At 73.0% G+C, this 26742-nt stretch carries 25 protein-coding genes; 8 read left to right on the forward strand and 17 right to left on the reverse strand.

The genetic code is table 11. The features are described from left to right. Positions 1 to 53: 53 nt before the first annotated feature. The 17 genes from OG329_RS00170 to OG329_RS00250 form a co-directional block, all read right to left on the reverse strand. Complete coding sequence (locus OG329_RS00170; RefSeq protein ID WP_405791530.1) at positions 54 to 443, reverse strand: hypothetical protein; 390 nt, start codon at positions 441 to 443, stop codon at positions 54 to 56. Beyond that, positions 422 to 802 (reverse strand): helix-turn-helix domain-containing protein, encoded by a 381-nt coding sequence (locus tag OG329_RS00175; RefSeq protein ID WP_405791532.1) that lies wholly within the window; start codon positions 800 to 802, stop codon positions 422 to 424. Before OG329_RS00175 ends, OG329_RS00170 begins: the two co-directional genes overlap by 22 nt. Before the next feature lie 61 nt (positions 803 to 863). Beyond that, the gene (locus tag OG329_RS00180; RefSeq protein WP_405791534.1) at positions 864 to 1937 is read right to left on the reverse strand and encodes a polyprenyl synthetase family protein; all 1074 of its coding nucleotides are present in this window, start codon (positions 1935 to 1937) and stop codon (positions 864 to 866) included. A gap of 139 nt (positions 1938 to 2076) precedes the next feature. After that, complete coding sequence (locus OG329_RS00185; protein WP_405791536.1) at positions 2077 to 2325, reverse strand: acyl carrier protein; 249 nt, start codon at positions 2323 to 2325, stop codon at positions 2077 to 2079. A 33-nt stretch (positions 2326 to 2358) separates the two neighbouring features. Further along, positions 2359 to 3384, reverse strand: a complete 1026-nt coding sequence (locus OG329_RS00190; protein ID WP_405791538.1) for a beta-ketoacyl-ACP synthase III — start codon at positions 3382 to 3384, stop codon at positions 2359 to 2361. Positions 3385 to 3411: 27 nt separating this feature from the next. After that, positions 3412 to 4410 (reverse strand): AvrD family protein, encoded by a 999-nt coding sequence (locus OG329_RS00195; RefSeq protein WP_405791540.1) that lies wholly within the window; start codon positions 4408 to 4410, stop codon positions 3412 to 3414. A gap of 11 nt (positions 4411 to 4421) precedes the next feature. Further along, complete coding sequence (locus OG329_RS00200) at positions 4422 to 4853, reverse strand: nuclear transport factor 2 family protein (RefSeq protein ID WP_405791542.1); 432 nt, start codon at positions 4851 to 4853, stop codon at positions 4422 to 4424. A 1-nt stretch (position 4854) separates the two neighbouring features. After that, positions 4855 to 5478, reverse strand: coding sequence for a flavodoxin family protein (locus OG329_RS00205; protein ID WP_405791544.1), 624 nt, complete (start codon positions 5476 to 5478; stop codon positions 4855 to 4857). Positions 5479 to 5550: 72 nt separating this feature from the next. Beyond that, complete coding sequence (locus OG329_RS00210; protein WP_405791546.1) at positions 5551 to 6273, reverse strand: AAA family ATPase; 723 nt, start codon at positions 6271 to 6273, stop codon at positions 5551 to 5553. Further along, on the reverse strand, positions 6270 to 7856 hold the full coding sequence (locus tag OG329_RS00215) for an AMP-binding protein (protein WP_405791548.1): 1587 nt from the start codon (positions 7854 to 7856) through the stop codon (positions 6270 to 6272). The genes OG329_RS00210 and OG329_RS00215 overlap by 4 nt, the downstream gene beginning before the upstream one ends. A 127-nt stretch (positions 7857 to 7983) precedes the next feature. Next, on the reverse strand, positions 7984 to 9123 hold the full coding sequence (locus OG329_RS00220; RefSeq protein WP_405791550.1) for a DegT/DnrJ/EryC1/StrS family aminotransferase: 1140 nt from the start codon (positions 9121 to 9123) through the stop codon (positions 7984 to 7986). A 5-nt stretch (positions 9124 to 9128) separates the two neighbouring features. Continuing rightward, complete coding sequence (locus OG329_RS00225) at positions 9129 to 9686, reverse strand: cupin domain-containing protein (protein WP_405791552.1); 558 nt, start codon at positions 9684 to 9686, stop codon at positions 9129 to 9131. Next, a complete protein-coding gene (locus OG329_RS00230; protein WP_405791553.1) occupies positions 9683 to 10708 on the reverse strand; it encodes a type III polyketide synthase in 1026 nt (341 codons plus the stop codon). The genes OG329_RS00225 and OG329_RS00230 overlap by 4 nt, the downstream gene beginning before the upstream one ends. Before the next feature lie 523 nt (positions 10709 to 11231). Then, on the reverse strand, positions 11232 to 11597 hold the full coding sequence (locus tag OG329_RS00235; protein ID WP_405791555.1) for a DUF3099 domain-containing protein: 366 nt from the start codon (positions 11595 to 11597) through the stop codon (positions 11232 to 11234). A 100-nt stretch (positions 11598 to 11697) separates the two neighbouring features. Then, positions 11698 to 13431, reverse strand: coding sequence for a cytochrome bc complex cytochrome b subunit (locus tag OG329_RS00240; protein WP_405791557.1), 1734 nt, complete (start codon positions 13429 to 13431; stop codon positions 11698 to 11700). A gap of 309 nt (positions 13432 to 13740) precedes the next feature. Further along, positions 13741 to 15285: an NAD(P)/FAD-dependent oxidoreductase gene (locus tag OG329_RS00245; RefSeq protein WP_405791559.1), complete on the reverse strand. Its 1545-nt coding sequence runs from the start codon at positions 15283 to 15285 to the stop codon at positions 13741 to 13743. 814 nt (positions 15286 to 16099) lie between these two features. Beyond that, entirely contained in the window at positions 16100 to 18094 is a 1995-nt protein-coding gene (locus tag OG329_RS00250; protein ID WP_405801600.1) for an FAD/NAD(P)-binding protein, read from the reverse strand. A 523-nt stretch (positions 18095 to 18617) separates the two neighbouring features. Here OG329_RS00250 and OG329_RS00255 point away from each other — a divergent pair. The 8 genes from OG329_RS00255 to OG329_RS00290 all read left to right on the forward strand — a co-directional run bounded on the left by OG329_RS00255 (position 18618) and on the right by OG329_RS00290 (position 26712). Continuing rightward, entirely contained in the window at positions 18618 to 19247 is a 630-nt protein-coding gene (locus OG329_RS00255) for a hypothetical protein (protein ID WP_405791561.1), read from the forward strand. Then, entirely contained in the window at positions 19244 to 19429 is a 186-nt protein-coding gene (locus OG329_RS00260; protein ID WP_405791563.1) for a hypothetical protein, read from the forward strand. Before OG329_RS00255 ends, OG329_RS00260 begins: the two co-directional genes overlap by 4 nt. 623 nt (positions 19430 to 20052) lie before the next feature. Next, positions 20053 to 21045 (forward strand): mevalonate kinase, encoded by a 993-nt coding sequence (gene mvk, locus OG329_RS00265; RefSeq protein ID WP_405791564.1) that lies wholly within the window; start codon positions 20053 to 20055, stop codon positions 21043 to 21045. 5 nt (positions 21046 to 21050) lie between these two features. Next, complete coding sequence (locus OG329_RS00270; protein ID WP_405791566.1) at positions 21051 to 22172, forward strand: diphosphomevalonate/mevalonate 3,5-bisphosphate decarboxylase family protein; 1122 nt, start codon at positions 21051 to 21053, stop codon at positions 22170 to 22172. Then, on the forward strand, positions 22169 to 23302 hold the full coding sequence (locus tag OG329_RS00275) for a phosphomevalonate kinase (RefSeq protein ID WP_405791568.1): 1134 nt from the start codon (positions 22169 to 22171) through the stop codon (positions 23300 to 23302). Before OG329_RS00270 ends, OG329_RS00275 begins: the two co-directional genes overlap by 4 nt. Further along, positions 23299 to 24450: a type 2 isopentenyl-diphosphate Delta-isomerase gene (fni, locus tag OG329_RS00280; protein ID WP_405791570.1), complete on the forward strand. Its 1152-nt coding sequence runs from the start codon at positions 23299 to 23301 to the stop codon at positions 24448 to 24450. The genes OG329_RS00275 and fni overlap by 4 nt, the downstream gene beginning before the upstream one ends. Beyond that, the gene (locus tag OG329_RS00285) at positions 24447 to 25508 is read left to right on the forward strand and encodes a hydroxymethylglutaryl-CoA reductase (protein WP_405791572.1); all 1062 of its coding nucleotides are present in this window, start codon (positions 24447 to 24449) and stop codon (positions 25506 to 25508) included. Before fni ends, OG329_RS00285 begins: the two co-directional genes overlap by 4 nt. A 4-nt stretch (positions 25509 to 25512) precedes the next feature. Beyond that, on the forward strand, positions 25513 to 26712 hold the full coding sequence (locus tag OG329_RS00290; RefSeq protein ID WP_405791574.1) for a hydroxymethylglutaryl-CoA synthase: 1200 nt from the start codon (positions 25513 to 25515) through the stop codon (positions 26710 to 26712). The last annotated feature ends 30 nt before the right edge of the window (positions 26713 to 26742 follow it).

Below are 26742 nucleotides of genomic sequence, written 5' to 3' on the forward strand. Positions count from 1 at the left end.
GGTCCCCTCTGCGTTTCGCGTTGCGGTCTCTCCCCCGGGCCGGGCCCGGGTGCTCATGCCGCCGTCGGCCGGGGGGCGAGGCCCGTCAGGGCGGAGAGGATCGGCGGGCGGGTCCAGTCCATCGGGGACAGGGTGATGTCCAGCCGGTGTCCGCGGTCGCCCTCGACCCTCACCGGGCCGACGGTGGCCGTCAGCGGGGTGAGATCCGGATCGGCGGCGGCCGGGCCGCTGCTGGGGGCGGGGTGTGTGCCGCGGGCCACGGCGTGGATGTACCAGGTGCCGGCGGGGATGCGGGTGAGTGTGAAGTGCCCGGGTGCGCAGGCGTTGGTCCAGGAGGCGGCGGCGCCCTGGAGGATGGCGCTGTCGAAGGCGCCGATGTAGACGGGGGGCAGTACGGCCCCGGCGGTGCGCAGTGCCCCGGTCACCGTGCCGGTGGCGCGCACCGCCCGCACCGGGGCGGGGCGGGGGTGGCGTCGCGGGCCGCGAGGGACAACTGCCGGTAGCGGGTGGGCGGGAGCCCGACCAGTTCGGTGAAGCGGCGGGTGAAGCTGCCGGTGCTGCTGTAGCCGACGCGCGCGGAGATGTCGGCGACGTTGAGGGAGGTGCTGAGCAGCAGGCGTTTGGCCTCCTGGAGCCGTACGGCGGTCAGGAACCGTCCCGGTGTGACACCGGTGACCCGGCTGAACACGCGCAGGAAGTGGTATTTGCTGACCATGGCGTTCTGGGCGAGCGCGTCCAGGCTCAGCGGCTCCGGGTAGCGTTCGCGGATCGTGGTGACGGCATGCCGCACGAGGTGCTCCATGGAGGGCTCCTGATGGTCATGTGGCCGCCGGCGCGGCCCGGTTGCGGCAGGCGGCGGGGGCTCACTTGGTCCGGCGGTCGGCGCGTACGGCCATGGCCGTCAGTTCCTCGCGCCACGCGGGGGCGACGGGTGCCTGCGCGAGGGCGGCGCAGCCGCGTTCGACGAGGCCGGCGATGTGCTGTTCGACGCTGTGGGGGACGCCGGTGTCGAGCAGGCGGGCGCGTACTTCCTCGGGGGTGTGTCCGGGCTCGGTGATCAGGGCGCGGATGTGTTCGTCGCGCTGCATCGCCCATCCCAGCAGCAGGGTCATCTTGTGCTGGGAGAAGTCGAGCCCGGTGGGTTTGCCGGTCTGCGCGGAGTCCCCGAAGGCGTCCAGCAGGTCGTCGCGGAGCTGGAACGCCTCGCCCACCGCCTCGCCGTAGGTGGCGAAGGCGGCGGCGAGGTCGGGCCGTTGGGCCGCGTTCGCGCCCATGACCAGCGGGCGGTGGATGGTGTAGCGGCCGGATTTGATCAGGGCGATCAGCCGTGAGAGCTGGGGGTCGACGCAGAACTCGGCGGCGGCGGTGACGTCGAGGTACTGGCCGATGAGGACTTCGGAGCGCAGTGCGTGCCATTCGGTGAGCAGGGCCGGCGGTGCCTGGGTCATCAGTTCGTCCGAGTAGACGAGCGCGAGGTCGCCGACGAGGATGGCGACGCCTTCGCCGTAGCGGCGTGACTCGCCCTGCCAGCCGCGGGTTTGGTGCAGTTCGGAGAAGACGGTGTGCACGGTGGGCTGTCCGCGGCGTCGGCCGGAGTCGTCGAGGATGTCGTCGTGGACGAGGGCGGAGACGTGCAGCATCTCCAGGCCCGCGGCGGCGGCGACGATGCCGGGGTCGTGCGGGTCGCCGCCGGCGGCGAGGTAGCCGGCGATACAGAAGGCGGGGCGGATGCGTTTGCCGCCGGCCGCGACCAGGGTGGACAGCGCGTCGACGGCGGTGGCGGCCCGTTCGTCCACCGCGGCGCGGTGGGTGCGCTCGGCGGTGAGGAACGAGCGCAGCCGGTGCTCGGTGCGCCGCAGCAGGTCGTCGGTGACGCGGCGCACCTGGGCGGCCGGGGGCTGACCGGTGCCGGGCAGGGGGGTCGCTTCGGTGGTCACGGCTGTCTCCTTGGGCGGGGCGGGCGGGCGGCGCGGGGCGGGGTGCGGGGGCCGTGGTGGGTCTGTCCTGCGGCCGGTTGACGTGTAACGGGCCGGGCCGCGTGCGCCCGCGCTCCCGTGGTGGGCGGCGCGGGTGGTGTCAGTCGTTGGCGCCCTTCGCGGACAGCAGTTCGGCGACCTTGGCGGCGGTGCCGGCGGTGGCCAGTTCGTGTTCGGCCACCTCGACGCCGTACTGCTTCCTCAGTACGACCGCGAGTTCGATCAGGACCAGGGAGTCCAGGTCGAGGTCGGCGAAGTCGGAGTGGGCCGTCGTGCCGGCGGGGACCTCGAAGTTCGTGGTGAGGGTGTGCAGTACGCCCTCGGGCCGTACGGCGTGACGCGTCGTCATGGTGGTTCCTTTCCGTTCAAGGGGTGCGCTCGTTCAGGGGTGCGCCCGGCCGGGGGTGGGGGCCGGCCAGGTGAGTGCGGCGGAGCCCCAGGTCAGTCCGGCGCCGAAGGCGGTCAGCAGCAGCCGGTCGTGGGCCTGGAAGCGGTGGCGGGCGGCGGCGTCGGCCAGGGCGAGGGGGATGGAGGCGGCCGAGGTGTTGCCGGCCTGCTGGATGTGGGAGACCACGCGCTGTCGGTCCATGCCCAGTTGGCGTGCCAGGGCGTGCAGGATCCGCAGGTTCGCCTGGTGGCCCACCAGGTGGTCGACCTCATCGACGTGCCAGCCCACGGTGGCCAGCGCGGCGGCCGAGGAGTGTTCCATCCGGTGGACGGCGTGGGTGAAGATCTCCTTGCCGCGCATCCGCAGGTAGCGGTCGTCCGGGTTGGGTTCGGGGCGCAGGGAGCGTTCGCGGGCGCCGCCTCCGGGGATGGACGCGAAGTCCTTGCCGGTGCCGTCCGCTCCCAGGTCCACGGCCAGGACGGCGCCGGGCTCGTCGCGGGTGCCGGCGCGCAGGACGACGGCGCCGGCGCCGTCGCCGAAGATCACCGCGGTGGTGCGGTCGGCGGGGTCCAGGACGGTGGAGAAGGTCTCCGCGCCGATGACCAGGGCGTGTTCGGCGTGGCCGGCGGTCAGTGCGGCGGCGGCGGTGGCCAGCGCGTAGACGAAGCCCGAGCAGCCGGCGGCCAGGTCGAAGGCGGCCGCCTGGCCCAGGCCCAGGCGGGCGGCCACGTCGGGGGCGGTGGCGGGGCACGGGTGGTCGGGGGTGGTGGTGGCGACGATCACCATGCCGACGGTGTCCCCGGTGCCCAGGGCCGCGGATCTCAGTGCCCGGTGGCCCGCTTCGACGGCGAGGTCGCCGGTGGACACGCCGGGGCCGGCCCAGTGGCGCTGGCGGATGCCGGTGCGCCGGCGGATCCATTCGTCGCTGGTGTCCAGTTGGCGGGGCAGTTCGTCGTTGGTCACCGTGCGGGGCGGCAGATAGCCGCCCAGCCCCGTCAGGACGGCGGCGCGAGCGGCCATCGTCCACCCCCTAAATTTTTCTTCTGGTCAAAGGTCGTTGCCGTGCCAGGAGGCCGGGAGCAGATGGGTGACACCGGCCTGTATCCGCACCGCGTGCAGGGCGCCGGTCACCTCGGCCGTGCGCCAGGTGCCGGCCTGTGAGGGCAGGAGCCTGGCCCGTTCCAGGGACGCCGTGGCCCGCGCGGGGCCGTGGGCGGGGCCGGGCGGGGTGCCGGTGGTGACGCGGGTGCGGCGCATCCACAGGTTGGCGCTGTCGGCGCGGTCGACGCCGTCCAGTGTGTAGAGCAGCACCTGGCCGAGCTGCAGGACGGCGGCGAAGGCGTCGATCATGGTGGCCGGGGTGCCGTGCGGGATCTGGCCCGCCCGGTGGCCGGGCAGGGTGACGTCGGCCGAGGCCGTGGGGTCGCCGGGGCCCCGGGTGCTGACGCCGACCTGGGTGAGCAGTTGTTTCCGTGCCCGGTGCGCGATGCCGTACGGTGCGTCGTTCCAGGGGCCGGGCAGCTCGTCGGCCCGGTCGTAGACGTGGGAGGAGCGGGTGGGGCCGTGGCCCGTGCCGTGCACGGCGTGGACCCTGGCCGACAGTGATCCGATCCGGCAGTCCATGGTGGTGGCCGGCCCCTGTTCGCCGCCGGGCCCGGTGCTCACCAGGCGGGCGCTGACCGGGAACTCCTGGAGGTCGTCCTCGTCGGGGCGGGATCCGGCCTTCATGTCCAGTTGCCGCACGGCGAAGTGGGCGTGCGGCGGCAGGCCGAGTGTGTGGGCCGCGTACAGGCCGGTGAGCTGGGCGGCGAGGATCATCGCGTCGATGGTGCTCAGGTGGGGTCTGGGGCTCTGGTCGCCCTTGCGTGACCACAGGCCGGGGATGGTGAGGTGGGCGGTGGCTTCGATGCTCCCCGCGCCGTCGGCTCCCGGCGTGATGGCGAGGTGGCTCAGGGCGTGCTCGACGCGTTTGAAGCCCTCGCCGAGGAACCGGCTGTCGCGCGGTCCCAGGACGTCGTCGATGGACGCGTGTAACGGGCGGTGCACAGGGGTGCTCCTCAGTCGGCGAAGGCTCGGGCGATCGCGTGGCTGTCCTCGTACATGTGGTAGCGGGTGATCAGGCCGTCCTCGACGCGCAGGTGCAGGGCGTAGCGGTTGGTGAACTTCTTTCCGGTGGCCAGGACACCGAAGACGCCGTGGGCCGTGAGGACCGCGTCGTGTCCGTCGACGACGCGGGTGTGGACGGTGAAGCTTTCCGGCGGTGTCAGGACGGTGGGCAGGAGTGCGAAGAACGCGGCGATCTGATCCGGGCGCGAGCGGGTGCCCGTCCAGGGCACGTTGGGGCTGCCGTCGACGCGGAAGTCCACCGTGCCGGCGAACAGGGCGAGTACGCCCGGTATGTCGCCGGAGCCGAATCGGTCGAGGAACGCGTCGAGGGTGGTGCGGGTGGAGTGGGCCTGTGCTGTCTGTGCTGTCTGTGCTCTCGTCATGTCAGCTCTTCCCGCCGGTGCCGGTGCCGGTGCCGATTCCCAGGGCCCGGCGTCCGGCGAGGAAGATCGCGGTGTGCCGGGCGACGCGGTCACCGAGGTATTCGGCCGTGGCGATGTCGGCCTTGTGCACGGCGTCGACGGGCAGGTCGCCGGGTGTGGTGCCCGCGGCGCCGTTGAAGTACCCGAGCCGGTTCAGGTCGTTCTCGCTCTCGTGGCTGAGGTGCCAGCCGGGGAGCAGGCCGAGGTTGATCCAGGTCATCTGGTGCTGGGCGCCGAGGGTCGCGAAGTAGGCGAGTGTGGAGTGCTTGTCGCCGGCCTTGCAGGCGCCGGTGGTGAATCCGGAGCCGAGTTTGTCCCGCCATGCCTTGGCCGCCCAGCGTTTGTTGGTCGACTCGGCGAAGGTGTGGAACTTCCCCGAGGCCGAGCCCATGTAGGTCGGGGATCCGAAGACGATCGCGTCGGCGGTGTCGAGGCTTTCCCACTTGGCGTCGGTCATGGTGCCGACGCCGACCAGGGTGACCGTGGCCCCGGCGGCTTCGGCGCCGGCTTTGACCGAGCGGGCCAGGACGTCGGTGTGGCCCCTGCCGGAGTGGTGGGCAATGGCGATTGCGGGCGGGGTGTCCATCGTGGTTGTTCCCCTGTTCTCCCGGAGGCGGGGGCGGGCGTGGCCGCACCACCGGTGCGGGCGGGCGGTGGGTCAGGTGCGGGCGGGGGCCCGGTCGGTCTCCAGGCGGAAGTCCTGGCGGGCGTAGTCGCGGCGGGCCAGTTCCACGGCCCGGCCCGTACTCATGACGGGGGTGAGGCCGAAGATCGCCGTGATGGTCTCCAGGCGCTCGTCCATGGTGCCGCCGACCACGTGGTAGGGGATCTTCAGTTCGTCCAGCGTCGCCAGCAGCATCGTGTCGATGGTCGCGCGGAACCGGCTGTTCATCGGCCGGTGTCCGTCGGCCGCCAGGGGCAGTTCGTGCCGCAGGTGGACGTAGGCGTCGTAGGTGTTCTTCACGTGCTGCTTGAACGCCTGTCCGTACTGCTCGACGACCTTGCCGAAGAAGACCATCTCCTGGTCGCCGGCGCTGTCGCCGGGGGCCGGGCGGCCGTCCTGCCGGTGCGCGGTGGCGTTCGGGTTCATTCCGTGGATGAGCCGCCCCGCCCCGTACAGCCACTCCTGGAGGGAGGACCCGTCGGAGATGAAGTCGTCGCCCAGCAGGGCTTCCTGGACGGCGCGGCCGGTGTGGCGGCGCATCGTGAGCTGGAGGAACTGTGCGGGTGTCACCTCCGCCAGGCGCAGGCCCGGCAGGGCTTCGGGCATGATCTCGCGGATCGTACGGGCCAGGGTCCGCGGGATGCCGGTGTAGTGCGACAGGGCCATCACCGTGGAGGTCTTGCCGGAGGAGTAGGTGCCGGACACGGCCAGTTTCATGAGGGGTCCCGGGGCTGTTGCTTCAGGCGCCGGGCCAGCGCGAGGCGCTGGACCTTCAGCGTGGCGGTGCGGGGAAGCTCGGCCTGCGGGATCTGGACGGGGGCGGCCAGTTGGGGGAAGGCGGCGGCGGCCGTGGCCCAGCGGGCGGGGTCAAGGGGTTTGTCGTCGACGGTGCAGATGACCGGGACCGGTCCGCCGTCCGGGCCCTGGACGACGACCAGTTCGCTCAGTTCGTTCAGCTGGCTCAGGACGACGTCCTCGATCTGCAGGGAGCTGCGTACGCCGGGGATCATGTCGATCTCGCGGTCGAGCATGTGCAGGCAGCCCAGCCGGGTGCGGTAGCCGACGTCCCCGGTGCGCCACCAGTCGCCGTCGCGGTTGGTGTCGTAGCGCTCCTGCTCGGCGAAGTAGGTCTTGGCCAGTCCGGCCCACGCGACCTCGATGAAGCCGGGGTTGGCCTCGGAGGGGGGTTGGCCGTCCCGGCCGACCACCCGGATCCGCGCGGCGCCCTTGGGCATGGCCCAGCCGACGCAGCGCCCGTTGGCCTTGTGGGCGGAGTTGCGGAAGTAGGCGCGGCCGACGGCCGGGCCGACCTCGCTCTGCCCGTAGATCTGGAAGAACAGGGCGCCGCGCCGGTCGGACGCCTTGAGGAGGCGGCTCATCGTGCCGGGGTGGATCGCGTCGAAGGTGCTGCTGAAGACCTTCACCGAGCCGAACGGGGCGCGCGGGTCGTCGGCGAGTTCTTCCCACTCCATCAGTGAGTTGGGAAGCGCTTCGACGAACACGGGCCGGTGTTCGATGAACCGCTCGGCGACGGCGGCGGGGTCGGAGTCGCGCATGAGCAGGACCGGGAACTGTTTGAGCAGTGCCAGGGACATCGCCGCGACCATCCGCGAGTGCACGAAGGGGATATGGATCGCGACGGTTTCCTTCTTGCGCATCAGGGCCAGCAGCCGCCACTGCGGCAGCAGGCGGATGCCCTGGGTGCGCGGTGTGTGGACCACGAGTTTGGGGATCCCGGTGGTGCCGGAGGTGTGGGTGATCACGGCGGGCGCGTCGATGGGGCGTACCACCGGGCGCACCGGCGGTGCGCCGGCCAGGGAGGTCAGGGACAGTGCTCCGGGGCGGTCGCCGTCCGCGGTGATCACCCGCCGGGTCAGGTCCGCGAGCGGCAGCTCGGCCAGGGCGTCGAGCGTGCGTGTGTCGGTGAGCAGGTTGGGGTGGTCCACCCGCTCGATCAGGGCGCCGACGGTCACCGCGTCCAGGGCGGGTGAGAGCATCACGACGACCGCTCCCACCCGTGACGCGGCGGCGGCGAGCATCCAGATGTCGGCGTTGGCGCTCTTGTGGATCACGACGTGTTCGTCGGGGCGCACCCCGGCCGCCCACAGGCGGGCCGCCAGGTCGGCCACGTGGCCGGCGTACTGGGCCACGGTCAGCCGGCGTCCCGCCTCGGGCAGGACGTCCAGGTCGTGGTCCAGGGTGATCGGCGTCGACGCGTTCACGGCCGCGGCCATCTCCGGCAGCAGGCCGATGTGAAGACCGCGTTTTTGTATGGATGTGTAGGCTGTCGAGCCCTTCATGGGCACTGTCTCCTTCTCGGGCGCCTCGCGGGGTCGGCGGCGCAGGGCGCACGGGGCGCGAATTCCGGTGGGGGGCGGGTGCGACCGGGCCGGGTGCGGGGGTGTGTGCTGTGCGGCGCCGGGGCCTTCAGGACGCGTGGGCGCGCAGCGCGGTGCGCAGCACCCGTACGACCCGTTCGACCTGGTCCATGCTCAGTTCGGCGTGCATGGGTATGGCCAGGGTGCGGCGGAAGAGATCCGCGGAGACGGGGCAGGTGTGCTTCGTGGCGAACACCGGCTGCAGATGGGTGGCCCAGGCGCCGTGCCCGCAGCCGATGCCCGCCGCGCGCAGGTCGGTGGCGACCTTCGCGCGGTCCACGCCCGCGTCAAGGGTCACCGGGTAGGACTGCCAGGCGTGGGTGCGGTCCGCGGGCACGTGCGGCACGCTCAGCAGTTCCTCGCCGGCCAGGAGTTCGCCGTAGCGTGCGGCGACGGCGCGGCGGCGCTGGAGGAGTTCGCCGGTCCGCCCGAGCTGCACCCGCAGGATCGCCGCGGCGATGTCGGACAGTTTGAAGTTGTAGCCGATCTCGGTGAACTCCGGCACGGGCAGGCCGACGATCTGCGCCTGGTCGAAGATGCTGCCGATGCCGAACGAGGAGCGCATGCGCGCGTCGCGGGCGACCGCCGGGTCGGTGGCGATCAGCGCCCCGCCCTCACCGCTGGTGGCCCCCTTGCGCCCGTGGAAGGACAGACAGGCCACCGGGGCCAGCGCGCCCGCCTCGCGGCCCTGGTAGGTGGCGCCGACCGCGCAGGCGGCGTCCTCGACGAGGAACAGCCCGTGCCGGTCGGTGACCGCCTTCAACTGCGCGTAGTCCGCGGGCAGTCCCAGTGTGTCGACCGCGATCACGCCCACGGTCCGCGGGCCGATGAGGTCCGCGACCGCCTGCGGGTCGACGGTCCCGGTGTCCGCGCGCACGTCGGCCGTCACCGGGGTGGCACCGACGTAGCGCACCGCGTGGGCGGGGGCCGGGAAGGTGTAGTCGGCGACGATCACCTCGTCGCCGGGTGCCACGCCGAGCGCGAGCATGGCCAGGTGCAGCGCCGCGCCGCAGTTGCTCACCGCGACCGCGCCGCCGGCCGCGTAACGCCGCGTCAGCTCGGCCTCCAGCCCGGTGCCCTGCGGGCCCTGGCCGGCCGGCCAGCCGGAGGTGAACACCTCGGCCACCGCGGCCAGTTCGCGCTCGCCCAGGCTCGCGCGCACCAGGGGAATCGTGTCCGTCGCGTTCATCTGGCTCACACTCCGTGCTCGGTCGCCGGCCGGGTGGGAAGGAGGGCGGGAGGGTCGTAGCGAAGCGGTGTGAGCTGGTCGACGTCGTAACGCCGGCGCATCCGCTCCACGGCCCGGGGGTCGACCGTCTCGCCGGACGCCCAGATCTCCGCGATCTCCTCGAAGTACAGCTCGTGGTACGGCGAGGGGAAGCACTGGAACAGCATGCGTGCCGGTGCGTCGGAGGCGTTTTTGAACGCGTGCGGGGTTCCGGGGGGAACGAACATGCACGCGCCCTCGGTCGCCCGGATCACCCGGTCCCCCTGCGGGGACCGCCAGTCCTGCCAGGACTGGCCGGTGCGTTCCTGCGGCTCGAACGCCATGAGCTGCAGCTCGCCTTGAAGGACGTAGAAGAATTCCTGCGAGTCGCGGTGGACATGGGCCCCGACGTCGAAGCCGGGCGGCACGACCACCTCGAAGATCGACACGGCCGAACCCTGCGCCTTCGTCGCCTTGAAGGTCACTTCCTGCGCCTTCGTGATCAGCCTGCGCCCCTGGCCGGGCGGCAGGACGACGCCGCTCATGCGGCCTTGCCCAGTCGCGCCGGGGCGTCGGCGCCCCAGCGGCCCAGCGCCATCTCCGCGGTGATGCCGGGACCGAAGCCCGCGATCAGACCGGTGGCCTCGGGCCGGGGGGTGTCCTGCTCGAACAGCCGGCGCGCCGCGTCGAGCACGACGGCGCTGGCGATGTTCCCGTACTCGGTCAGCGTCGCCCAACTGTGCCGGAACACCTCACGGTCGACGTCGAGGAACTTGGCGAGATCGTCCAGGATCCGCGGGCCGCCGGCGTGCACGATGTAGAAGTCGAGGCTGCCGATGTCCCAGCTGTGGTCCTTGGCGAACTCCCGCAGCACCGGGGCGAGCGGTTCCATCGTCCCGGGCACCCGGCGGTCCAACTGGAAGTGGAAGCCGGTGTCGCGCACCGAGTAGGAGATCCAGTCCTCGGTGTGGGGGATGAGGTAGGAGGCGTTGCGCTCCAGCTCGATGCCGGTGCCGCCGCTGCCGCGCACCACGGCGGCGGCGACCGCGTCGCCGAACAGCCCGTCGGACAGCAGCGAGCCGATGTCGTCGGCGTCGGGCTGGTAGCACAGTGAGCACAGCTCGCACGCGACGATCAGGACGTTGTTGCCCGGGTGGGCCAGGCAGAAGTCGTGCGCGCGGTTGATCGCCGCGCCGCCGGCGGCGCACCCCAGTTGCGCGATGGGTATCTGGCGGGTGTCGGAGCGGAATCCGAGTGTGTTGATCAGCCACGCGGTGAGTGAGGGCATCAGGAATCCGGTGCACGACACGTAGATGATCGCGTCGATGTCACGTGCCGTCATATCGGCGTTCTGAAGGGCCTGTTCGACGACCTGGGGGCAGCGCTTCTTGGATTCGATCTCGTAGATACGGTTGCGTTCCGTCAGGCCCGGATGGCGCAGCGTCTTCTCGATCGGCTGCACCAGATGCCGTTTCTGCACCCCTGTGTTGCGGATCAGCCGCAGCGCCAGCGGAAGCTGCGGCTTTCCGTCGTGGGCGCTTCGGGCGAATTCCAGAGTCTCTTCCATCGTGATGACGTGTTCCGGCGCATGCACCGCGGGCTTGCATAGCCTTGGCATATCTGGGGTCCGCTCTCTGTAGAGTCTGCCTTCTGTACGGGAAGAGCCCCGGTGCTCGTCGGGCGGGTGCCGCCCGCGGACGCGCGCGTGGGACCCCGCGCCGAAAGGCCGGGGCCCGGGGGCGGGGTTGCGGGTGAGGTGTGGGGCGGGACGCGTCGCGCGAAGGCCCCTGCGGGCGCCGGACGGTTGTTCCGCCGGGGCACAGGGCCGCCCGGGTACAGGGCGTGTCCGGCACGGACCCGGTTCGCCTGTACGGGGGGGTGGACACTCAACCCGCTGCCGCACGGCAGGTTTTGGGCAGGGGGAGCTTGCTCAAATAGTGACACGGCCGTCACGTGCGCGCCAAGAGCACCGTGAAGTGACGTGGATCACGTCAACCGGCGTCAACCGGGGGCGCGGGGACGGGAGTTCTCCCGCCCGCGCGGCCGGGTGCCGGGCGGTTCGTGCCGGGCGGTCTGTGCGGGGGTGCGGGTCAGGTGCCGGGGTGCGGCGCCGTGCCGGGTTCGGGCGGCAGGATCAGGGTGGGTTCCAGTACGGCACGGGCGGCCGGGGCGGGGGCGGTGCGTGCCGGCGCGGACCGCGTACCGCGCCGCTGGGGCCACCCGGCCTGGGCGGCGACCACCGCGGCGTAGGGGATGACGACCCCGCCGGTCAGGGCGCAGACGGCGAGGACGGGCCAGCGGTTCCAGGTGGCGGCCATCACCAGCACACAGGCGGTGCGCACCAGCATGGCCGTGATGTAACGGCGCTGACGGGCGCGCAGGTCCTGGGTCAGGCCGGGGCGGGCCCCGGTGACGGACTGGGGCCGGGGCGCGCCGGGCCGCGGTGCTGGGCTCATCGGGCCTTTCGTGGGCACTGCGGCAAGGGGCGCCGGCCGGCCGGGACGGGCCGGCCCCCCGGCCCGGTCCGGTCCGGATCGCGGCGGACGCCGCGCCGGGTCAGCGCAGTTGGCCCGGCTCCCGTTCCCGTTCGGTGGCGGGGCGGGGCACGGCGGGGCCGCTGTGCCCGTCGTGGCCGTCGGACGGGCCCAAGGAGCCGTCGGGTGTGTGGGCGGTGTGCTCGTGGGCCTGCTCCAGCTCCCGGGGTGCCGGTTTTTCGATGTTCCCGCCGTACAGCCAGCGGCTGAGGCGGTGGCGCAGGACCTGGGTGCGGGCGCGCGGGCGGGGCACGCCGTCGTGTTCGGCCACGGGCTCGGGCATCGGCTCGTAGTCCTGCCGGGACAGCAGCGCGTAGCGCTGTCCGGGGTCCAGGGGCTCGTGGACCTCGACGAACTCGCCGTGCGGCAGCCTTCTGATCCTGCCGCTCTCGCGGCCGTGCAGGATTTTGTCGCGGTCGCGGCGCTGGAGGCCCAGGCAGAGCCGTTTGGTGATGATGTAGGTCAGTGCCGGGACGAGGAAGATCCCGATGCGTACGGCCCAGGTGATCGTGTTCAGGGACAGATGGAGGCGTTCGGCGAGGATGTCGTTGGCGCCGCCGAAGAACAGCACCAGGTACAGGGCGACGAAGGCGATGCCGAACGCGGTGCGTGTGGGGTGGTCGCGCGGCCGGTCCAGGAGGTGGTGTTCGCGTCTGTCGCCGGTGACCCAGGCTTCCAGGAACGGCCACAGGCCGATCACCGCGATCATCAGTGTGGGCACGACGACGGCCGGTATCAGGGCGCCCATGTTGACGGTGTAGCCGCCCGGTATGACGAACTCCCAGGCGGGCATGGCCCGCAGGGCGCCTTCGAGGAAGCCCATGTACCAGTCGGGCTGGGAGCCCTGGGAGATCTGGTCGGAGCGGAAGGGCCCGTAGACCCACACGGGGTTGATCTGGGCGATGCCCGCGAGGAGCGCGAGGACACCGAAGACCAGGAAGAAGAAGCCGCCCGCCTTGGCCGTGTAGTTGGGCACCAGGGGTTCGCCGACGACGTTGTTCTCGGTGCGGCCGGGCCCGCGGAACTGGGTGTGCTTGTGGTAGAAGACCAGGATCAGGTGGACGGTGAGCAGGATGAAGATGAGTGCGGGCAGCAGCAGGATGTGTACGGGGTAGAGCCGGGTGACGACTTCGGTTCCGGGGAACTCGCCGCCGAACAGGAGCATGTGGGCGTAGGTGCCGAGCACCGGGACGGCGAGGGTGACGCCCGAGGCGATGCGCACGCCGGTGCCCGAGAGCAGGTCGTCGGGGAGCGAGTAGCCGAAGAAGCCCTCGAGGGTGACCAGGATCAGCATCGTGAAGCCGATCAGCCAGTTGGCCTCGCGCGGCTTGCGGAAGGAGCCGGTGAGGAAGTGCCGCAGGGTGTGCAGGCACAGGGCGCCGATCATGATCAGGGCGGACCAGTGGTGGAGCTGGCGGATGAGCAGGCCGCCGCGTATCTCGAAGCTGATCTCGACGGTGGAGGCGTACGCCTCCGACATCAGCACGCCCTGGAGCGGGACGTAGGGGCCGTCGTAGACGGTCTCGGCCATGCTGGGGTCGAAGAAGAAGGTGAGCCAGGTCCCGGTGAGCAGCAGGATGATGAAGCTGTAGAGCGCGATCTCGCCGAACATGAACGACCAGTGTTCGGGGAACACCTTGCGGATCAGAAACCGGAACTGGTAGAGCCCCAGCCGCCCGTCCGCCCAGTCGGCGACCCGCTCACCCTTCGGTGTCTCGGTCCGTGAGCCCTGCGGGGCCGTTCCGGTCGTGCTCATACCCGCGCGCCCTCCCCATCGCCGCCGGCCGTGACAGGCACACCCGGTCCGGCCGGCGAGCGGTCGTTGGTCCAGGCGGTCCGCCGCGGCGCGGGCGGGCCTGTGCCCTGGATCAGTGGGAACGCTATCGACGCGCGGCGCGGGCGGACAACCTCTGCGGGCCGGGGCCCGGTCCAACTGGACTGGTTCTTGAGCGAGTTACGAGGTGCCGGGGTGTTTCGGCCACCGGGGGGCGTAACAGGGCTGATTCCCGGCCATGTTCGCGGGTGTACGGCGGGCGGGGGCGGCTCAGGGGGCGCGTACGCCGGTTCACGGCCGGTGCGGGTCGCGGGCCGGGGTGGTGGCCGGCGGCTGCGGTGGCGGCGGGGTGGTGGGTGTGCGCCGGGCGGAGCCGGTGGACACGGCGGTGGCGGGGCGGCGCCGGCGGGTGTCGGGGCCGTGGGTGGTGCTGGGGGGCGCGGCCGGGGCCGGGGCCGGGGCGTGCGGGCGGCGCAGTGCCGCCCGCAGCGCCCTCGGCCGCAGCGCGGCGGCGGGCGGGGAGGCGCTCTGCAGCCGTTCGAGCAGCAGTGTCGCCGCGTTCGTGTCGGTGCTCGCGGCGGTGGCGATCCGGGCCGCGAAGCGCCTGCCGAGCCGTTCGGCGCGGCCCGGGGCCCGCGGGTCCTTATCCCCCTGTGCCGCGCGCAGTTCGCGGGTGCTCGTGCGCCAGGCGGGGGCCAGTTGGTGGGCGAGGGCCCGGCGCATGCGGTGGCCGAGGCCGATGGCCGTGCCGTGTCCGGCGAGCAGGTGGTCCAGGACCAGGGCGCACTGCACCGCGGTGGTCATGCCCTGGCCGTGGGCCGGGTCGAGGACGGCGAGGGCGTCGCCGACGACGAGGAACTGGTCGGGCCAGCGGCGCAGTTTCTCGTAGTGGCGCCAGCGGTTGCCGGTGCGCGTCCAGCGGTAGACGGGGCCCAGCGGGGTGGCGGCGTCCAGGACCTCGCGCAGCAGGGGGTGGCGCAGGGCGCCCGCGGCGTCCAGCAGCTCCTGGTGGTCGGCGGGCGGGCGCATGCCGTCGCCGGCGCACAGCGACACCGACCAGCGGCCGCCCTCGATGGGGTTGAGGGTGCCCTGGGACCGGTCGGCGGCCGAGGGCATGAGCAACAGGGCCTTCCAGTCGGCGACATGGCCGACGGGCGGGGCGAACACGGCGGTGGCGACCGCGGTACGGGCACCGGCCACCGTTTCGCCAGGGGGCTCGTAGCCGAGTTCGGCGAGCCACTTCGGGGCGTGTGAGCCGCGTCCGGTGGCGTCGACGACGAAGTCGGCCGGTATCAGGTGCGCGGCGGCCCGTCCGCCGGGCGCCGCGCGGTCGCGCCGGCGTGCCCATACGCCGGTGACGGTGTCGTGGCGGCCGGGGTTCAGGGCGACGACCTCGTGCCCGGGGAGGAAGGCCACCGCGGGGTCGGCGCGCAGCCGCTGGCGTATCACCGAGTCGATCAGGTCGCGGCCGGCGCTGAGCATCGACAGGTGCGAGTCGAACCGGGGCAGCCAGCCGCCCGGACCCAGGAGCAGCATGTCCCGGGGCATCCGCACCCGTACCGCTCCGGCGCCGGTCAGGTCCTGGCCGATACCGGGGAACAACTGCTCCAGGCCCCGCTGGGCGGCTGTCATGAGGCTGTGGGTGTGCCGTGCCTGGGGCACTCCCGGGCGCCGGGCGGGGCCGGGGGGCACCCAGTCGCGCTCGATCACGGTGACCCGGTCCATGAAGTTGGCCAGGGCGCGCGCCGCGGTGAGCCCGGCGAGGCCCGAGCCGACGACCACGGCATGACCGTGACCGCCCCTGCCCCCGCCGCTGCCACCCGCGTCCCGGCTCAAGTCGCCCGCCTTCCCCGTGTGTTGTGGTTGCATCATGCGGGGCGCGGCCGTGCGGGCGGGAGGGTTCGCACCGCCGGGGGCCGGGGCCTCGAGTGAACGTCGAGGCGCCCACGAGGAGCCCTCGAGCGCCACCACGGGAACCCGGGCCGGGTGCGGGGGCGGGGAGACGGGGCGGTCCTCCCCCGGCGGCGCGGCGAGCTGTACGGCCCGGGCCGCGGACCGGCCGGCCGCGGGCGGGACTTGGCGGGGTTCGGGCCGCACGGCGCGGCAGGCACCCGGCCGGGGGCCGCGCGGCCCGGGTCAATGGTTCCCCGGCCTCGTCCTGCCCGGACGCGGCTCCGGCCGGGGGACTTGGGCCGGGACGGGCCGGCGGTGCCCTGTGCCGTACGGCGCGGTGAACACCCCGGGTCGGCCGGGACCGGCGGCGAGCTGTACGGCGCGGGCCGCCGACCGGGCGGACCTGGGCGGGACTTGGCAGGGTTCGGGCCGGGACAGCGGCGCCTCGTGCCGCACGGCGCGGCGAGTACCCGGCGGGCCGGTGGCCGGTCGGGACCCGCCCGGTGGCGGGCTGTCCGCCGGTGGCCAGGACGGCGATCGGCAGGGTTCGGGCGGGACTTGGGCCGGGGGGGGCGGTGCCTGGTGCCGTACGGCGCGGTGAACACCCGCGCCGGCCGGTGGCGGACTGTACGGCGCGGGGCGCCGACCGGGCGGGGCTTGGGCCGGGGCGGGAGTCGCCGTGCGGGGTGAGGGGGCGGCGTGTGCGGCCGCCGGCGGTGTGCCGGTGGCCGTACGCGCGGACGGTGACCCCGGGGGCTCAGGCGTCCGTCTTCGTGCCCGGGGCCGTGAGCGGGACGCGGGGCGTGGGCTGCTGTCGTGGGACGGCGAGGACCGCCGCCGCGATGGCGTCGGAGTCCTCGATGGTGACCGAGCCGACGCCGGGTCTGATGCCGGCGGCGGTCACCCAGTGCACGGACTCGGTGGGGACCCCGTAGGCGAAGCGCCGGGGGTGCGGCACGCCCCGGGCGTCGATCAGGTGGTAGGGCCGCGGGGACACGGCGAGGCCGCCGGTCTCGTAACCCGAACCGTCCCCGTCGCCGTCGTGGGTGATGCGGTACGGGCGGCACTGACCGGTGCGCAGCATCTGTCTCATCAGGGGGTCGGCGGTGCGGCGCAGGTCGATCTCGGGCAGGCGGGCCTCGATGAGTGCGGTGGCCCGTACCCGTACGTCCGGTATCCGGCTCGAGGTGGCGGTGAAGCAGGGGCCGAGCGGGTCGTGCTCCTGGGCGGTGATGTCGAGTCCGGGGCCGGTCACCTCCAGGATGCCCGCGTCCATGAGCGCGGCCATCTCCTCGATGCGTGAGGGCGGGGGGCCGATGGACAGATACGCGTTGAGCGGTGTGTAGCAGCGTTCGAGGTCGTCGCGGTGGGACGCGGCGCTCAGGCCGGCGTGGTCGACGGCCAGGCGCACCTCGTTGCGCAGGTCGCGCAGGACGTCGAGTGCGGCCTTGACCGGTCCGCTGACGTTGCCCTGGCGGGCCAGGGCGAGGTCCTGGTCGAGGTGGCCGCGCAGCCAGTCGCGGAAGGAGGCCAGGTCGCGCAGGGCGCGGGTGTCGTAGGGGCGGGCGACGCGCTGCCAGTCCCAGCGTTCGGCCGTGCCGATCCCGGCCTCGTCGAGGAGCCGGTCCTGGTCCGGGCCCGGTGCGGTGCGCAGGTAGCGTTCGGTGAACTCCTCGCGGGCCGGGCCGGGTTCGCCGCGGGCGGCGAGCAGGGCCGTGTAGTAGACGCCGCACACCTCCCTGGAGATCAGCGGCCACAGGTCGGCGGCGAAGTCGACGGCCGCGCCCCGGGCGCGCAGTGCCTCGATGTGGCCGGCGGTCAGCAGCCGGGGGAAGTAGCGTCCGTGGGCGCCCTTCTCGTTCTCGCCGCGCGCCTGGTAGGGCACGCCGCGCCGGGAGCCCGCGTACAGGCGCGGCTCGCGGCCGGAGGCCCGGTAGACCAGGCGGCCGGCGGTGCGGGTGAAGACGCCGCCGCGGCCGTGGGTGAACAGGGCCATGTAGTCGAAGAAGTTGAGCCCCAGTCCGCGCAGCAGCACGCTCTGGCCGGGGCGGATGCCCGACAGGTCCGCGTCGGCCGGGTTGGCGGGGGCCAGGTAGGTCAGGGCGTGCCGGGCGGCGAAGGCGGCCAGCCGCCGTTCGGTGGCGGTGGGCCGTACCGGTACGTGGCCCTGGGCCAGGACGACCGCGGACAGGCCGGCCAGGCGGGTGCCGTCCTCGAGTACGACCGTCTGGGTCCCGGCGCCGGGGGTGCCCGCGTCCTTGAGGGCGACGGCCCGTACGCGGTGCGTGCGTACCCTCACGTGGGCGGCGGCGTTCGCGACGACCCGCTGGAACGCCCAGGCCAGGTAGCGGCCGTAGAGCGCGCGGGTGGGGTAGACGTCGGGGCCCAGGGCGCGTGCCTCGGCGAGGACGTCCTCGCGGGCGGCGTGCGGGGCGGGTGTGCCCGCGGTGGGCGGGGCGGGCGGGGTGCGGGGGCCCGGCTCCAGGGTCTTGGCCCACTCGTAGAGGCTCGGCCCCTCCTCCAGCGGGCCGTCGATGCGCACGCTGGCGTCGGTGAACACCGTGACCTGGGAGGCGACGGTGTTCATCAGCAGGTGCCGGGACTGCGCGCAGCGCCATACCCGTCCCGGGCCCGGCGGGTCGGGATCGACGACATGCACGGTGACGGTGTCCCAGCGGGGCGACTTCCGTTCCTGCGCGCAGAGCCGTTCCAGCACGGACAGGCCCCGGGGTCCGGCGCCGACGAGACACACCTCCAGGTGTGCTGACGTGGCGTCACCGGCCGGCGGGGCCGGTGCGCGGGTGGTGGCCGGGTGGCCGGGTGACGATGGCTCCTGCGGGGGGAACTGAGCGTCCGCCGTCACCGGCGGTCCCGCGACGAGTCGGCCGCTTACTGCGCGTTCGCCTCCGTGCGTACCGTCCACAGTGCCTCCTTCCTTCCGCCACCGTCGAGGCAGGCGCTCTACCAAGGCTCGGTTCCGGGTGGAAGCCGACTTGAGGGGCGCGGGCGGTACGTGTGCCCGCGGTGCCGGCGCAAGCCGGCCCCGAACGAGGCTGTATCGGGACTCGAGCCGCCGGCCGGTGTAATTGGCACTGCCCGCCGGGACTCGCACCTGACTAACCGGACCAGGACACAGAGAGCGGAATATGGAGTTCCCCCGCAGATACGGACGCCCACCGACAGGAAAGCACTGAGTTAACTTCCGCAATCGGCACGGGAAAACCATGTGATTGAACAGCGGTTGCGGGGCGCGCCGCCCTCATGAAGGAGCTTCGATGAAGTTTCACCCATGCCCGAGAAGCCATACTCAAAAAAACCGTGCCGCCGCCGGGTCCGTCCTCTGCGCCCCCTGCGTCGGGCGGGTGGAACGCGGTCTGCGCGCGCTCCCCGGTCTGCACCAGGAGTGCCTGCACCAGGTGTCACCGACCGTCAGGCAGACGAACCCGACCAAGGTTTCGGGCTCCCGGAAGTGGGATCACCTGGACATCTCGGTTCTCGATGCCCGTCATCACATCTTCGCCATTCTCGAATCATGGTCGGGCATGGTCGTGGAGAAACTCGGAACGACCGCCCCGCCCCGTACGGTTCCTCATCTGGCGCGGTTTCTCACGCACCATCTGGGATGGCTCACCGCCCAGTCCCCGGCGGTCGACTTTGCGGATGAAATCGAGAGCATCGTCGTTGAACTGCGCCGGACGATCGACCCCGACCCCAGTGATCTCCACGCGCTCATCAGAAAGTGTGTCGTGGACAACTGCCCGGGAACGATCAGTGCCCTGCCCCGCGGCGGCGCCGGTGCGCGAGGCGGCAGCATTACCTGCTCCTCGGGGCATTCGTGGGAAATACGCGAGTGGCTCGGTCTCCGGGAGCTCATGGAACGGCAGCGAAGGGGCGTCGACGCGTGATCAGACCACCGAGCCACCGGCTCGTCCCCACGAAGGTGGCCGCGCTCGCCGTGGGGGTGTCCGAGGCGACCATCCGCAAGTGGGTGAGCCGCGGGAAGATCACCCGCTACGGCGCGCCGCACCGCCGCTCGGAGTTCGACATCGAGGAACTCACGGAGATCGCCCGCCGGCGCCGGCCATGACCCCGCGACACCGGCACGCACACCGGCACGCACACAGGCACCGCCACCGGCAGGGGCAGGGGGCGGGGCGGTCGCGGCGGGCGGCCGAAGTCCCCCCGGCCGCACCGGTGTTGGCCCGCGCGGCCCGCGGTGCCCGTGCGCGGGTGCCCCTCGCGGCGCGGTGCGCGAGGGGCCCCGCCTTCAGTGACACAGGTCACTTCGGGGCGCGGTTGGCGTGCGGGCTCCCCCGTGTCACTATCTCCCCACGTCCACCCTGCCCGGAAGTTCCCGCGCGGCAGGCCCGGTCCCCGCGCGTACGGCAGCCTTCCCGCAGGCCGGCCCGGCTGCCCGCCCGGTGTGCGTCACACCTTGCGGCCCGGCCCGCGCCCCGTACAACACCCCTTGCGCCGCGCGCGGGTGACGGCCGTCCCGGTGCTCACGAAACCCCGCCCGCCCCGCGGCGCCCGCCGGTGTCCGCGCGCCGGCTCCCGCGCGCGCCGGGCGCCGTGTGTGCCGCCGTGTGTGCCGCCGTGTGCGGTCCGCCCCCGCGGCGCGGGAGGCCGTACGGGGTGCGGCTCCATTCGTTTCCCAGCGCTTTCGACGGTGCGGTCTCCATGCAGACAAGACAAAGGGAGCTGAGTGCGTTGACTCTTCCGACCTCGGTGGAGGGGGTGCCGGAAAGCGGCCGGACCCGCTCGGTCGGTATCGGCCGCGCCCATGCCAAGGCCATCTTGCTGGGGGAGCACGCGGTCGTCTACGGCGCCCCGGCGCTCGCGCTGCCGATCCCGCAGCTCACCGTCACCGCGAGCGCCGCGTGGTCCTCCCGTACGTCCGACAGCGCGGGCGCCCTGTCGTTCACGATGACCGGTTCCCCCTCCAGGGCGCTGGTGACGCAGGCCTCCGACGGGCTGCGCCGGCTGACGGAGGAGTTCCTGGCGCGTATGGGCGTGGGAGGCGGGGCGCACTTCGACGTGATCCTCGACGGGACGATCCCGCCCGGCCGGGGGCTGGGGTCCAGCGCGGCGAGTTCCCGCGCGATCGCCTTCGCCCTCGCCGATCTCTTCGGCCGCGAACTGACGCCGGGCGAGGCGTTCGCGCTGGTGCAGACGGCCGAGAACATGGCGCACGGGCGGGCCAGCGGTGTCGACGCCGTGGCGGTCGGCGCGGCGCGCCCGCTGCTGTTCCAGGGCGGCGAGAGCCGGGATCTGGGCATCGGCTGCGAGGGGCTGTTCATCATCGCGGACAGCGGTGTCGCGGGCAGCACCAAGGAAGCGGTCGCCATGCTCGGTGAGCGGTTCGGGCACCGCCCCGGGGCGCGCGAGAGGTTCGTGGGCCGCGCGAGGGAGCTGACCGAGGCGGGAGCGGCGGATCTCGCCGGCGGCAGGGCGGCGCAGCTCGGCGCCCGGCTGACGGACTATCACGAACTGATGCGGGCGGCCGGTCTCAGTACCGGCGCGATAGACGAGCTGGTCAGGGCCGCGCTCGGGGCGGGCAGTCTCGGAGCGAAGATCACCGGAGGCGGTCTGGGCGGCTGCCTGATCGCCCTGACCGGGCCGCAGCACGCCCGGGAGGTCACCCGGCGGCTGCACGAGGCCGGAGCCGTACAGACGTGGGTCCTGCCGCTGAAGGGGGCCTGAGAGCCGTGCGCCGTGAACACCCCTCCCCCGCCCCCGTCTTGTCCCCCGCGTCCCGGCCCGCCGGGCGGGCGGGCGCGGACGATGCCACCGCCGTCGCGCACCCCAACATCGCGCTGGTCAAGTACTGGGGCAAGCGCGACGAGCGTCTCGTGCTTCCCGTCACCTCCAGCCTGTCGATGACGCTGGACATCCTTCCCACGACCACCCGGGTCCGCCTGGTGGCCGGGGCCGGGCGCGACGAGGCGACGCTCAACGGCGTGAGCGCGACGGGCGAGACGCACCGGCGTATCACCGCCTTCCTCCAACTGGTGCGCGAGAGGGCCGGGGACGGCCGGCGGGCCGTCGTGGACAGCACGAACACCGTTCCCACCGGGGCGGGCCTGGCGTCGTCCGCCAGCGGGTTCGCCGCCCTGGCCGTCGCCGCCGCGGCCGCGTACGGGCTGGATCCGGGCACCACCGCGCTGTCGCGTCTGGCGCGGCGCGGGTCCGGGTCGGCGTCACGCTCGCTGTTCGGCGGCTTCGCCGTCTGGCACGCCGGCCACGACACCGCCACCGGCACGGTCACCGGCACCGGCACCGGCACGGCCGAGGAGGCGGAGGCGGAGGAGGCGGCGGATCTCGGCTCGTACGCCGAGCCGGTGCCCGCGGCGGCGGGCATGGACCCGGCGCTGGTCGTCGCCGTGGTCGACGCCGGCCCCAAGACCGTGTCCAGCCGGGAGGCGATGCGCCGCACCGTCAGCACCTCGCCGCTGTACCTGCCGTGGGCCGACTCCAGCACCCGGGACCTGGCGGACATGCGCACCGCGCTGCGGGCCGGCGACCTCGACGCGGTCGGGGAGATCGCGGAGCGCAACGCGCTGGGGATGCACGCGACCATGCTGGCGGCCCGCCCCGCGGTGCGCTACCTGTCACCGGCCACGGTCACCGTCCTGGACACCGTGCTGGGACTTCGGCGCGAGGGGATCGGGGCGTACGCGACGATGGACGCCGGGCCGAACGTGAAAATCCTGTGCCGTCGCACGGACGCGCCGCGGGTGGCGCAGGCCCTGCGCGCCGGTGCCGTGCGCGGCTCGGTCCTCGTCGCCGGGCCGGGGCCCGGCGCCCGCCTGCTGGGCGGGGAGCGATGAGTACCCCCCGGCACACGGTGGTACGCCGCGCGCCGGGCAAGCTGTTCGTCGCCGGCGAGTACGCGGTGGTGGAGCCCGGGAACCCGGCGATCCTGGTGGCGGTCGACCGGTATGTCACCGTCACCGCCTCCCCCCGCACCGGCGGGGGTGCGGGCGGGGCGGACGTGGTGATCTCCTCCGACCTCGCCCCGGGGCCGGTGGGATGGCGCTGGCACGGACAGCGCCTGGTCCTGCACGGCCCCGGCGACGGGCAACGGGCACGCGGTGCCCTGGCCCATGTGCTGTCCGCGATCGAGGTGGTGGGCAGTCTGGGGGCCGAACGCGGCCTGCCGGCGCCCGCGCTGGAGGTCTCGGTCAGCAGCCAACTGCACCAGGAGGGACGCAAGTTCGGCCTGGGCTCCAGCGGCGCGGTGACCGTGGCCACCGTCGCGGCCGTGGGGTCCTGGTGCGCGATGGACCTGTCGCCCGACGACCGGTTCCGCCTGGCCATGCTCGCCACCGCCCGGCTCGACGCCAAGGCGTCCGGCGGTGATCTCGCCGCCAGCACCTGGGGCGGCTGGATCGCCTACCAGGCACCCGACCGCGCCCATGTGCTCGACCTGGCCCACCGGCTGGGGGTGGGCACGGCACTGCGCGCGCCGTGGCCCGGTCACCGGGTGAGCAGACTGTCGCCGCCCGAGGGCCTGTCGCTGCAGGTGGGCTGGACCGGTGAACCGGCCTCCACCGCCTCCCTGGTCTCCGCCCTGCACCGGGGCACCTGGCGGGGCACCGCCTCCCACGGCAGGTTCGTCCGGACCACCACCGCCTGTGTGCGCGCCGCCGCCGCCGCGCTGCGCACCGGGGACCGGCAGGGCCTGCTGCACCAGATCCGCCTGGCGCGGCGCGAACTGGCCCGCCTGGACGACAAGGTCGGCCTCGGCATCTTCACCCCCGGGCTGAGAACCATGTGCGACGCCGCCGAGGCCGTCGGCGGCGCGGCCAAACCCTCGGGGGCCGGCGGCGGCGACTGCGGCATCGCCCTGCTGGACGCCGGCGCGCCGCGCGACATCACACACGTACGGGAGCGGTGGGCCACGGCCGGGGTGCTGCCCCTGCCCGTGCGTCCCGCCCTGGAAGGGACCGAACAATGAGCGCTCAACGCAAGGACGACCACGTCCGGCTCGCCATCGAGCAGCACCACGGGCACAGCGGGCACAACCAGTTCGACCAGGTGTCGTTCCTCCACCACGCCCTGGCCGGCATCGACCGGCCGGAGGTGTCCCTGGCCACCACCTTCGCCGGCATCACCTGGCAGGCGCCGATCTACATCAACGCGATGACCGGCGGCAGCGCCAAGACCGGTGCCATCAACCGGGACCTGGCCACCGCCGCCCGCGAGGCAGGGGTGCCCATCGCCTCGGGGTCCATGAACGCCTACCTCAAGGACCCCTCGTGCGCCGGCACGTTCCGTGTCCTGCGCGAGGAGAACCCGCACGGGTTCGTCATGGCGAACATCAACGCCACCACCACGGCCGGCAACGCGCGGCGCGCGGTGGACCTGCTGGAGGCCAACGCCCTGCAGATCCACATCAACACCGCGCAGGAGACGCCGATGCCCGAGGGCGACCGGTCGTTCGCCTCCTGGCCCGGACAGATCGAGAAGATCGCGGCGGCCGTCGAGGTCCCCGTCATCGTCAAGGAGGTCGGCAACGGGCTGAGCCGGCAGACGCTGCTGAGACTTCAGGACCTGGGGGTGCGGGCGGCGGACGTCAGCGGGCGCGGCGGCACGGACTTCGCCCGCATCGAGAACGGCCGCCGTGAAGTGGCCGACTACGCGTACCTGCGCGGCTGGGGGCAGTCCACCGCCGCCTGCCTGCTGGACGCCCAGGACCTCACCCTGCCCCTCCTGGCCTCCGGCGGTGTGCGCCACCCGCTGGACGTGGTGCGCGCGCTGGCGCTCGGCGCCCGCGCGGTCGGCTCGTCCGCGGGATTCCTGCGCACCCTGCTCGACGGCGGTGTCCCGGCACTCATCACCCAGCTCACGTCATGGCTGGACCAGCTCGCCGCGCTGCAGACCATGCTCGGCGCCCGCACCCCCGCCGACCTCACCCGCTGCGACCTGCTGGTCCACGGCGAACTGCGTGACTTCTGCGCCGACCGGGGCATCGACCCGCGGCGCCTGGCCCAGCGCACCGGCACCACCCCCGGAAACGGCAACGGCAACGGAAACGGCACCGGCCCTGGTGCGGGTGCGGCCGGGGCCGGGGTCCTCAACGAGATGACGGGAAGCACACCATGACAGACGCGCACGCGGTGGCCGGGGTCCCGATGAGATGGGTGGGACCCCTGCGTATCTCGGGAAACGTCGCGACCACCGAGACCCAGGTACCGCTGGCCACCTACGAATCGCCCCTGTGGCCCTCGGTCGGGCGCGGGGCGAAGGTCTCCATGCTGGCCGAACAGGGCATCGCCGCCACCCTCGTCGACGAGCGCATGACCCGCTCGGTGCTCGTCGAGGCCACGGACGCGGCAACCGCCCACCGGGCCGCGCAGAGCATCCAGGCGCGCACCGAGGAACTCGGTGAGGTGGTACGCGCCTCCAGCCGCTACGCCCGGCTGATCGGCGTACGGCACGAGATCACGGCCAACCTGCTGTTCATCCGCTTCGAGTTCTCCACCGGCGACGCCTCGGGGCACAACATGGCCACACTCGCCTCCGACGCGCTGCTCACCCACCTGCTGCGGGTCATCCCCGGAATCTCCTACGGATCGATCTCGGGAAACTACTGCACCGACAAGAAGGCCACCGCGATCAACGGGATCCTGGGCCGCGGGAAGAACGTCGTCACCGAACTGCTGGTGCCCCGCGAGGTGGTCACCGGCGTCCTGCGCACCACGGCGGCCAGGGTGGTCGAGCTGAACATCCGCAAGAACCTGCTCGGGACCCTGCTCGCCGGCGGTATCCGCTCGGCCAACGCCCACTTCGCGAACATGCTGCTCGGGTTCTACCTGGCGACGGGCCAGGACGCGGCCAACATCATCGAAGGATCACAGGGCATCACCATGGCCGAGGACCGCGACGGCGACCTGTACTTCTCCTGCACCCTGCCCAACCTGATCGTGGGCACCGTCGGCAACGGCAAGGGCCTGGGCTTCGTCGAGACGAACCTCGCCCGCCTCGGCTGCCGGGCCGAGCGCGCCCCCGGGGACAACGCGCGCCGGCTCGCCGTCATCGCCGCGGCGACCGTGCTGTGCGGAGAACTCTCCCTCCTGGCCGCCCAGACCAACCCCGGCGAACTCATGCACGCGCACGTGCGACTGGAACGCGAGAACACGACAGCGAAGGCCGGTGTATAGGGGCATGTCCAGCGATCTGACAACCGGAATCCACGACCTGTCGTTCGCGACAGGCGAGTACGTCCTGCCGCACACGGCACTGGCCGCGTACAACGGCACCGACATCGGCAAATACCACACCGGCATCGGCCAGCGGTCGATGAGCGTGCCCGCCGCCGACGAGGACATCGTGACCATGGCCGCCGCCGCCGCGGCGCCCATCGTCGCCCGGCACGGCGCCGAACGCATCCGCACCGTCGTCTTCGCCACCGAATCCTCCGTCGACCAGGCGAAGTCGGCCGGTGTGTATGTCCACTCCCTGCTCCAACTGCCGTCCGCCTGCCGGGTCGTGGAACTGAAACAGGCCTGCTACGCGGCCACCGCCGCCCTGCAACTGGCCATCGGCCTCGTCCGCCGGGACCCCTCCCAGCAGGTCCTGGTCATCGCCAGCGACGTCTCCAAGTACGACCTCGACAGCCCCGGCGAGGCGACCCAGGGCGCCGCGGCCGTCGCCATGCTGATCGGCGCCGACCCCGCCCTGGTACGCATCGAGGAACCCTCGGGCCTGTTCACCGCCGACGTCATGGACTTCTGGCGGCCCAACTACCGTGAGACCGCCCTGGTCGACGGACAGCAGTCCATCGCCGCCTACCTCCAGGCCGTGGAAGGCACCTGGAAGGACTACGCGGAACAAGGCGGGCGCCCCCCGCAGGAGTTCGCCGCGTTCTGCTACCACCAGCCGTTCACGAAAATGGCCTACAAAGCCCACCGCCACCTGCTCAACTACTGCGGACAGGCCACCGACGAGGACGCCGTCGAGCGCGCCGTCAAACACACCACCGCCTACAACAGTGTCATCGGCAACAGCTACACCGCCTCGGTGTACCTCGCCCTGGCCGCGCTCCTGGACCAGGCCGGCGACCAGACCGGCGGCCAGGACGGCGGCCTGGACGGCCGGAGCGTCGGCTTCCTCAGCTACGGCTCCGGCAGCGTCGCCGAGTTCTTCGCCGGCACCGTCGTCCCCGGATACCGCCGGCACCTGCGGACCGCGGCACACCGCGCGGCGATCGACCGGCGCACACCGCTCACCTACGCCGAATACCGCGAACTGCACCAACGGTCCTTCCCCGCCGACGGCGGCGACCACCCCACCCCGGCGCAGACCACCGGACCCTTCCGGCTGGCCGCGCTGCGCGGCCACAAACGCCTCTACGACACCCGCTGAGCCATGACCGCACACACCGACCGGACCCGC

The sequence above is a fragment of the Streptomyces sp. NBC_01506 genome (assembly GCF_045040295.1).
Lineage (GTDB): Bacteria > Actinomycetota > Actinomycetes > Streptomycetales > Streptomycetaceae > Streptomyces.

Excerpts from the sequence above, each read along its gene's own strand:
- OG329_RS00175 (WP_405791532.1), bottom strand. The coding sequence starts at position 802 with ATGGAGCACCTCGTGCGGCATGCCGTCACCACGATCCGCGAACGCTAC.
- OG329_RS00185 (WP_405791536.1), bottom strand. The coding sequence starts at position 2,325 with ATGACGACGCGTCACGCCGTACGGCCCGAGGGCGTACTGCACACCCTC.
- OG329_RS00190 (WP_405791538.1), bottom strand. The coding sequence starts at position 3,384 with ATGGCCGCTCGCGCCGCCGTCCTGACGGGGCTGGGCGGCTATCTGCCG.
- OG329_RS00200 (WP_405791542.1), bottom strand. The coding sequence starts at position 4,853 with ATGACGAGAGCACAGACAGCACAGACAGCACAGGCCCACTCCACCCGC.
- OG329_RS00205 (WP_405791544.1), bottom strand. The coding sequence starts at position 5,478 with ATGGACACCCCGCCCGCAATCGCCATTGCCCACCACTCCGGCAGGGGC.
- OG329_RS00210 (WP_405791546.1), bottom strand. The coding sequence starts at position 6,273 with ATGAAACTGGCCGTGTCCGGCACCTACTCCTCCGGCAAGACCTCCACG.
- OG329_RS00215 (WP_405791548.1), bottom strand. The coding sequence starts at position 7,856 with ATGAAGGGCTCGACAGCCTACACATCCATACAAAAACGCGGTCTTCAC.
- OG329_RS00220 (WP_405791550.1), bottom strand. The coding sequence starts at position 9,123 with ATGAACGCGACGGACACGATTCCCCTGGTGCGCGCGAGCCTGGGCGAG.
- OG329_RS00225 (WP_405791552.1), bottom strand. The coding sequence starts at position 9,686 with ATGAGCGGCGTCGTCCTGCCGCCCGGCCAGGGGCGCAGGCTGATCACG.
- OG329_RS00230 (WP_405791553.1), bottom strand. The coding sequence starts at position 10,708 with ATGGAAGAGACTCTGGAATTCGCCCGAAGCGCCCACGACGGAAAGCCG.
- OG329_RS00235 (WP_405791555.1), bottom strand. The coding sequence starts at position 11,597 with ATGAGCCCAGCACCGCGGCCCGGCGCGCCCCGGCCCCAGTCCGTCACC.
- OG329_RS00240 (WP_405791557.1), bottom strand. The coding sequence starts at position 13,431 with ATGAGCACGACCGGAACGGCCCCGCAGGGCTCACGGACCGAGACACCG.
- OG329_RS00255 (WP_405791561.1), top strand. The coding sequence starts at position 18,618 with ATGAAGTTTCACCCATGCCCGAGAAGCCATACTCAAAAAAACCGTGCC.
- OG329_RS00275 (WP_405791568.1), top strand. The coding sequence starts at position 22,169 with ATGAGTACCCCCCGGCACACGGTGGTACGCCGCGCGCCGGGCAAGCTG.
- fni (WP_405791570.1), top strand. The coding sequence starts at position 23,299 with ATGAGCGCTCAACGCAAGGACGACCACGTCCGGCTCGCCATCGAGCAG.
- OG329_RS00285 (WP_405791572.1), top strand. The coding sequence starts at position 24,447 with ATGACAGACGCGCACGCGGTGGCCGGGGTCCCGATGAGATGGGTGGGA.
- OG329_RS00290 (WP_405791574.1), top strand. The coding sequence starts at position 25,513 with ATGTCCAGCGATCTGACAACCGGAATCCACGACCTGTCGTTCGCGACA.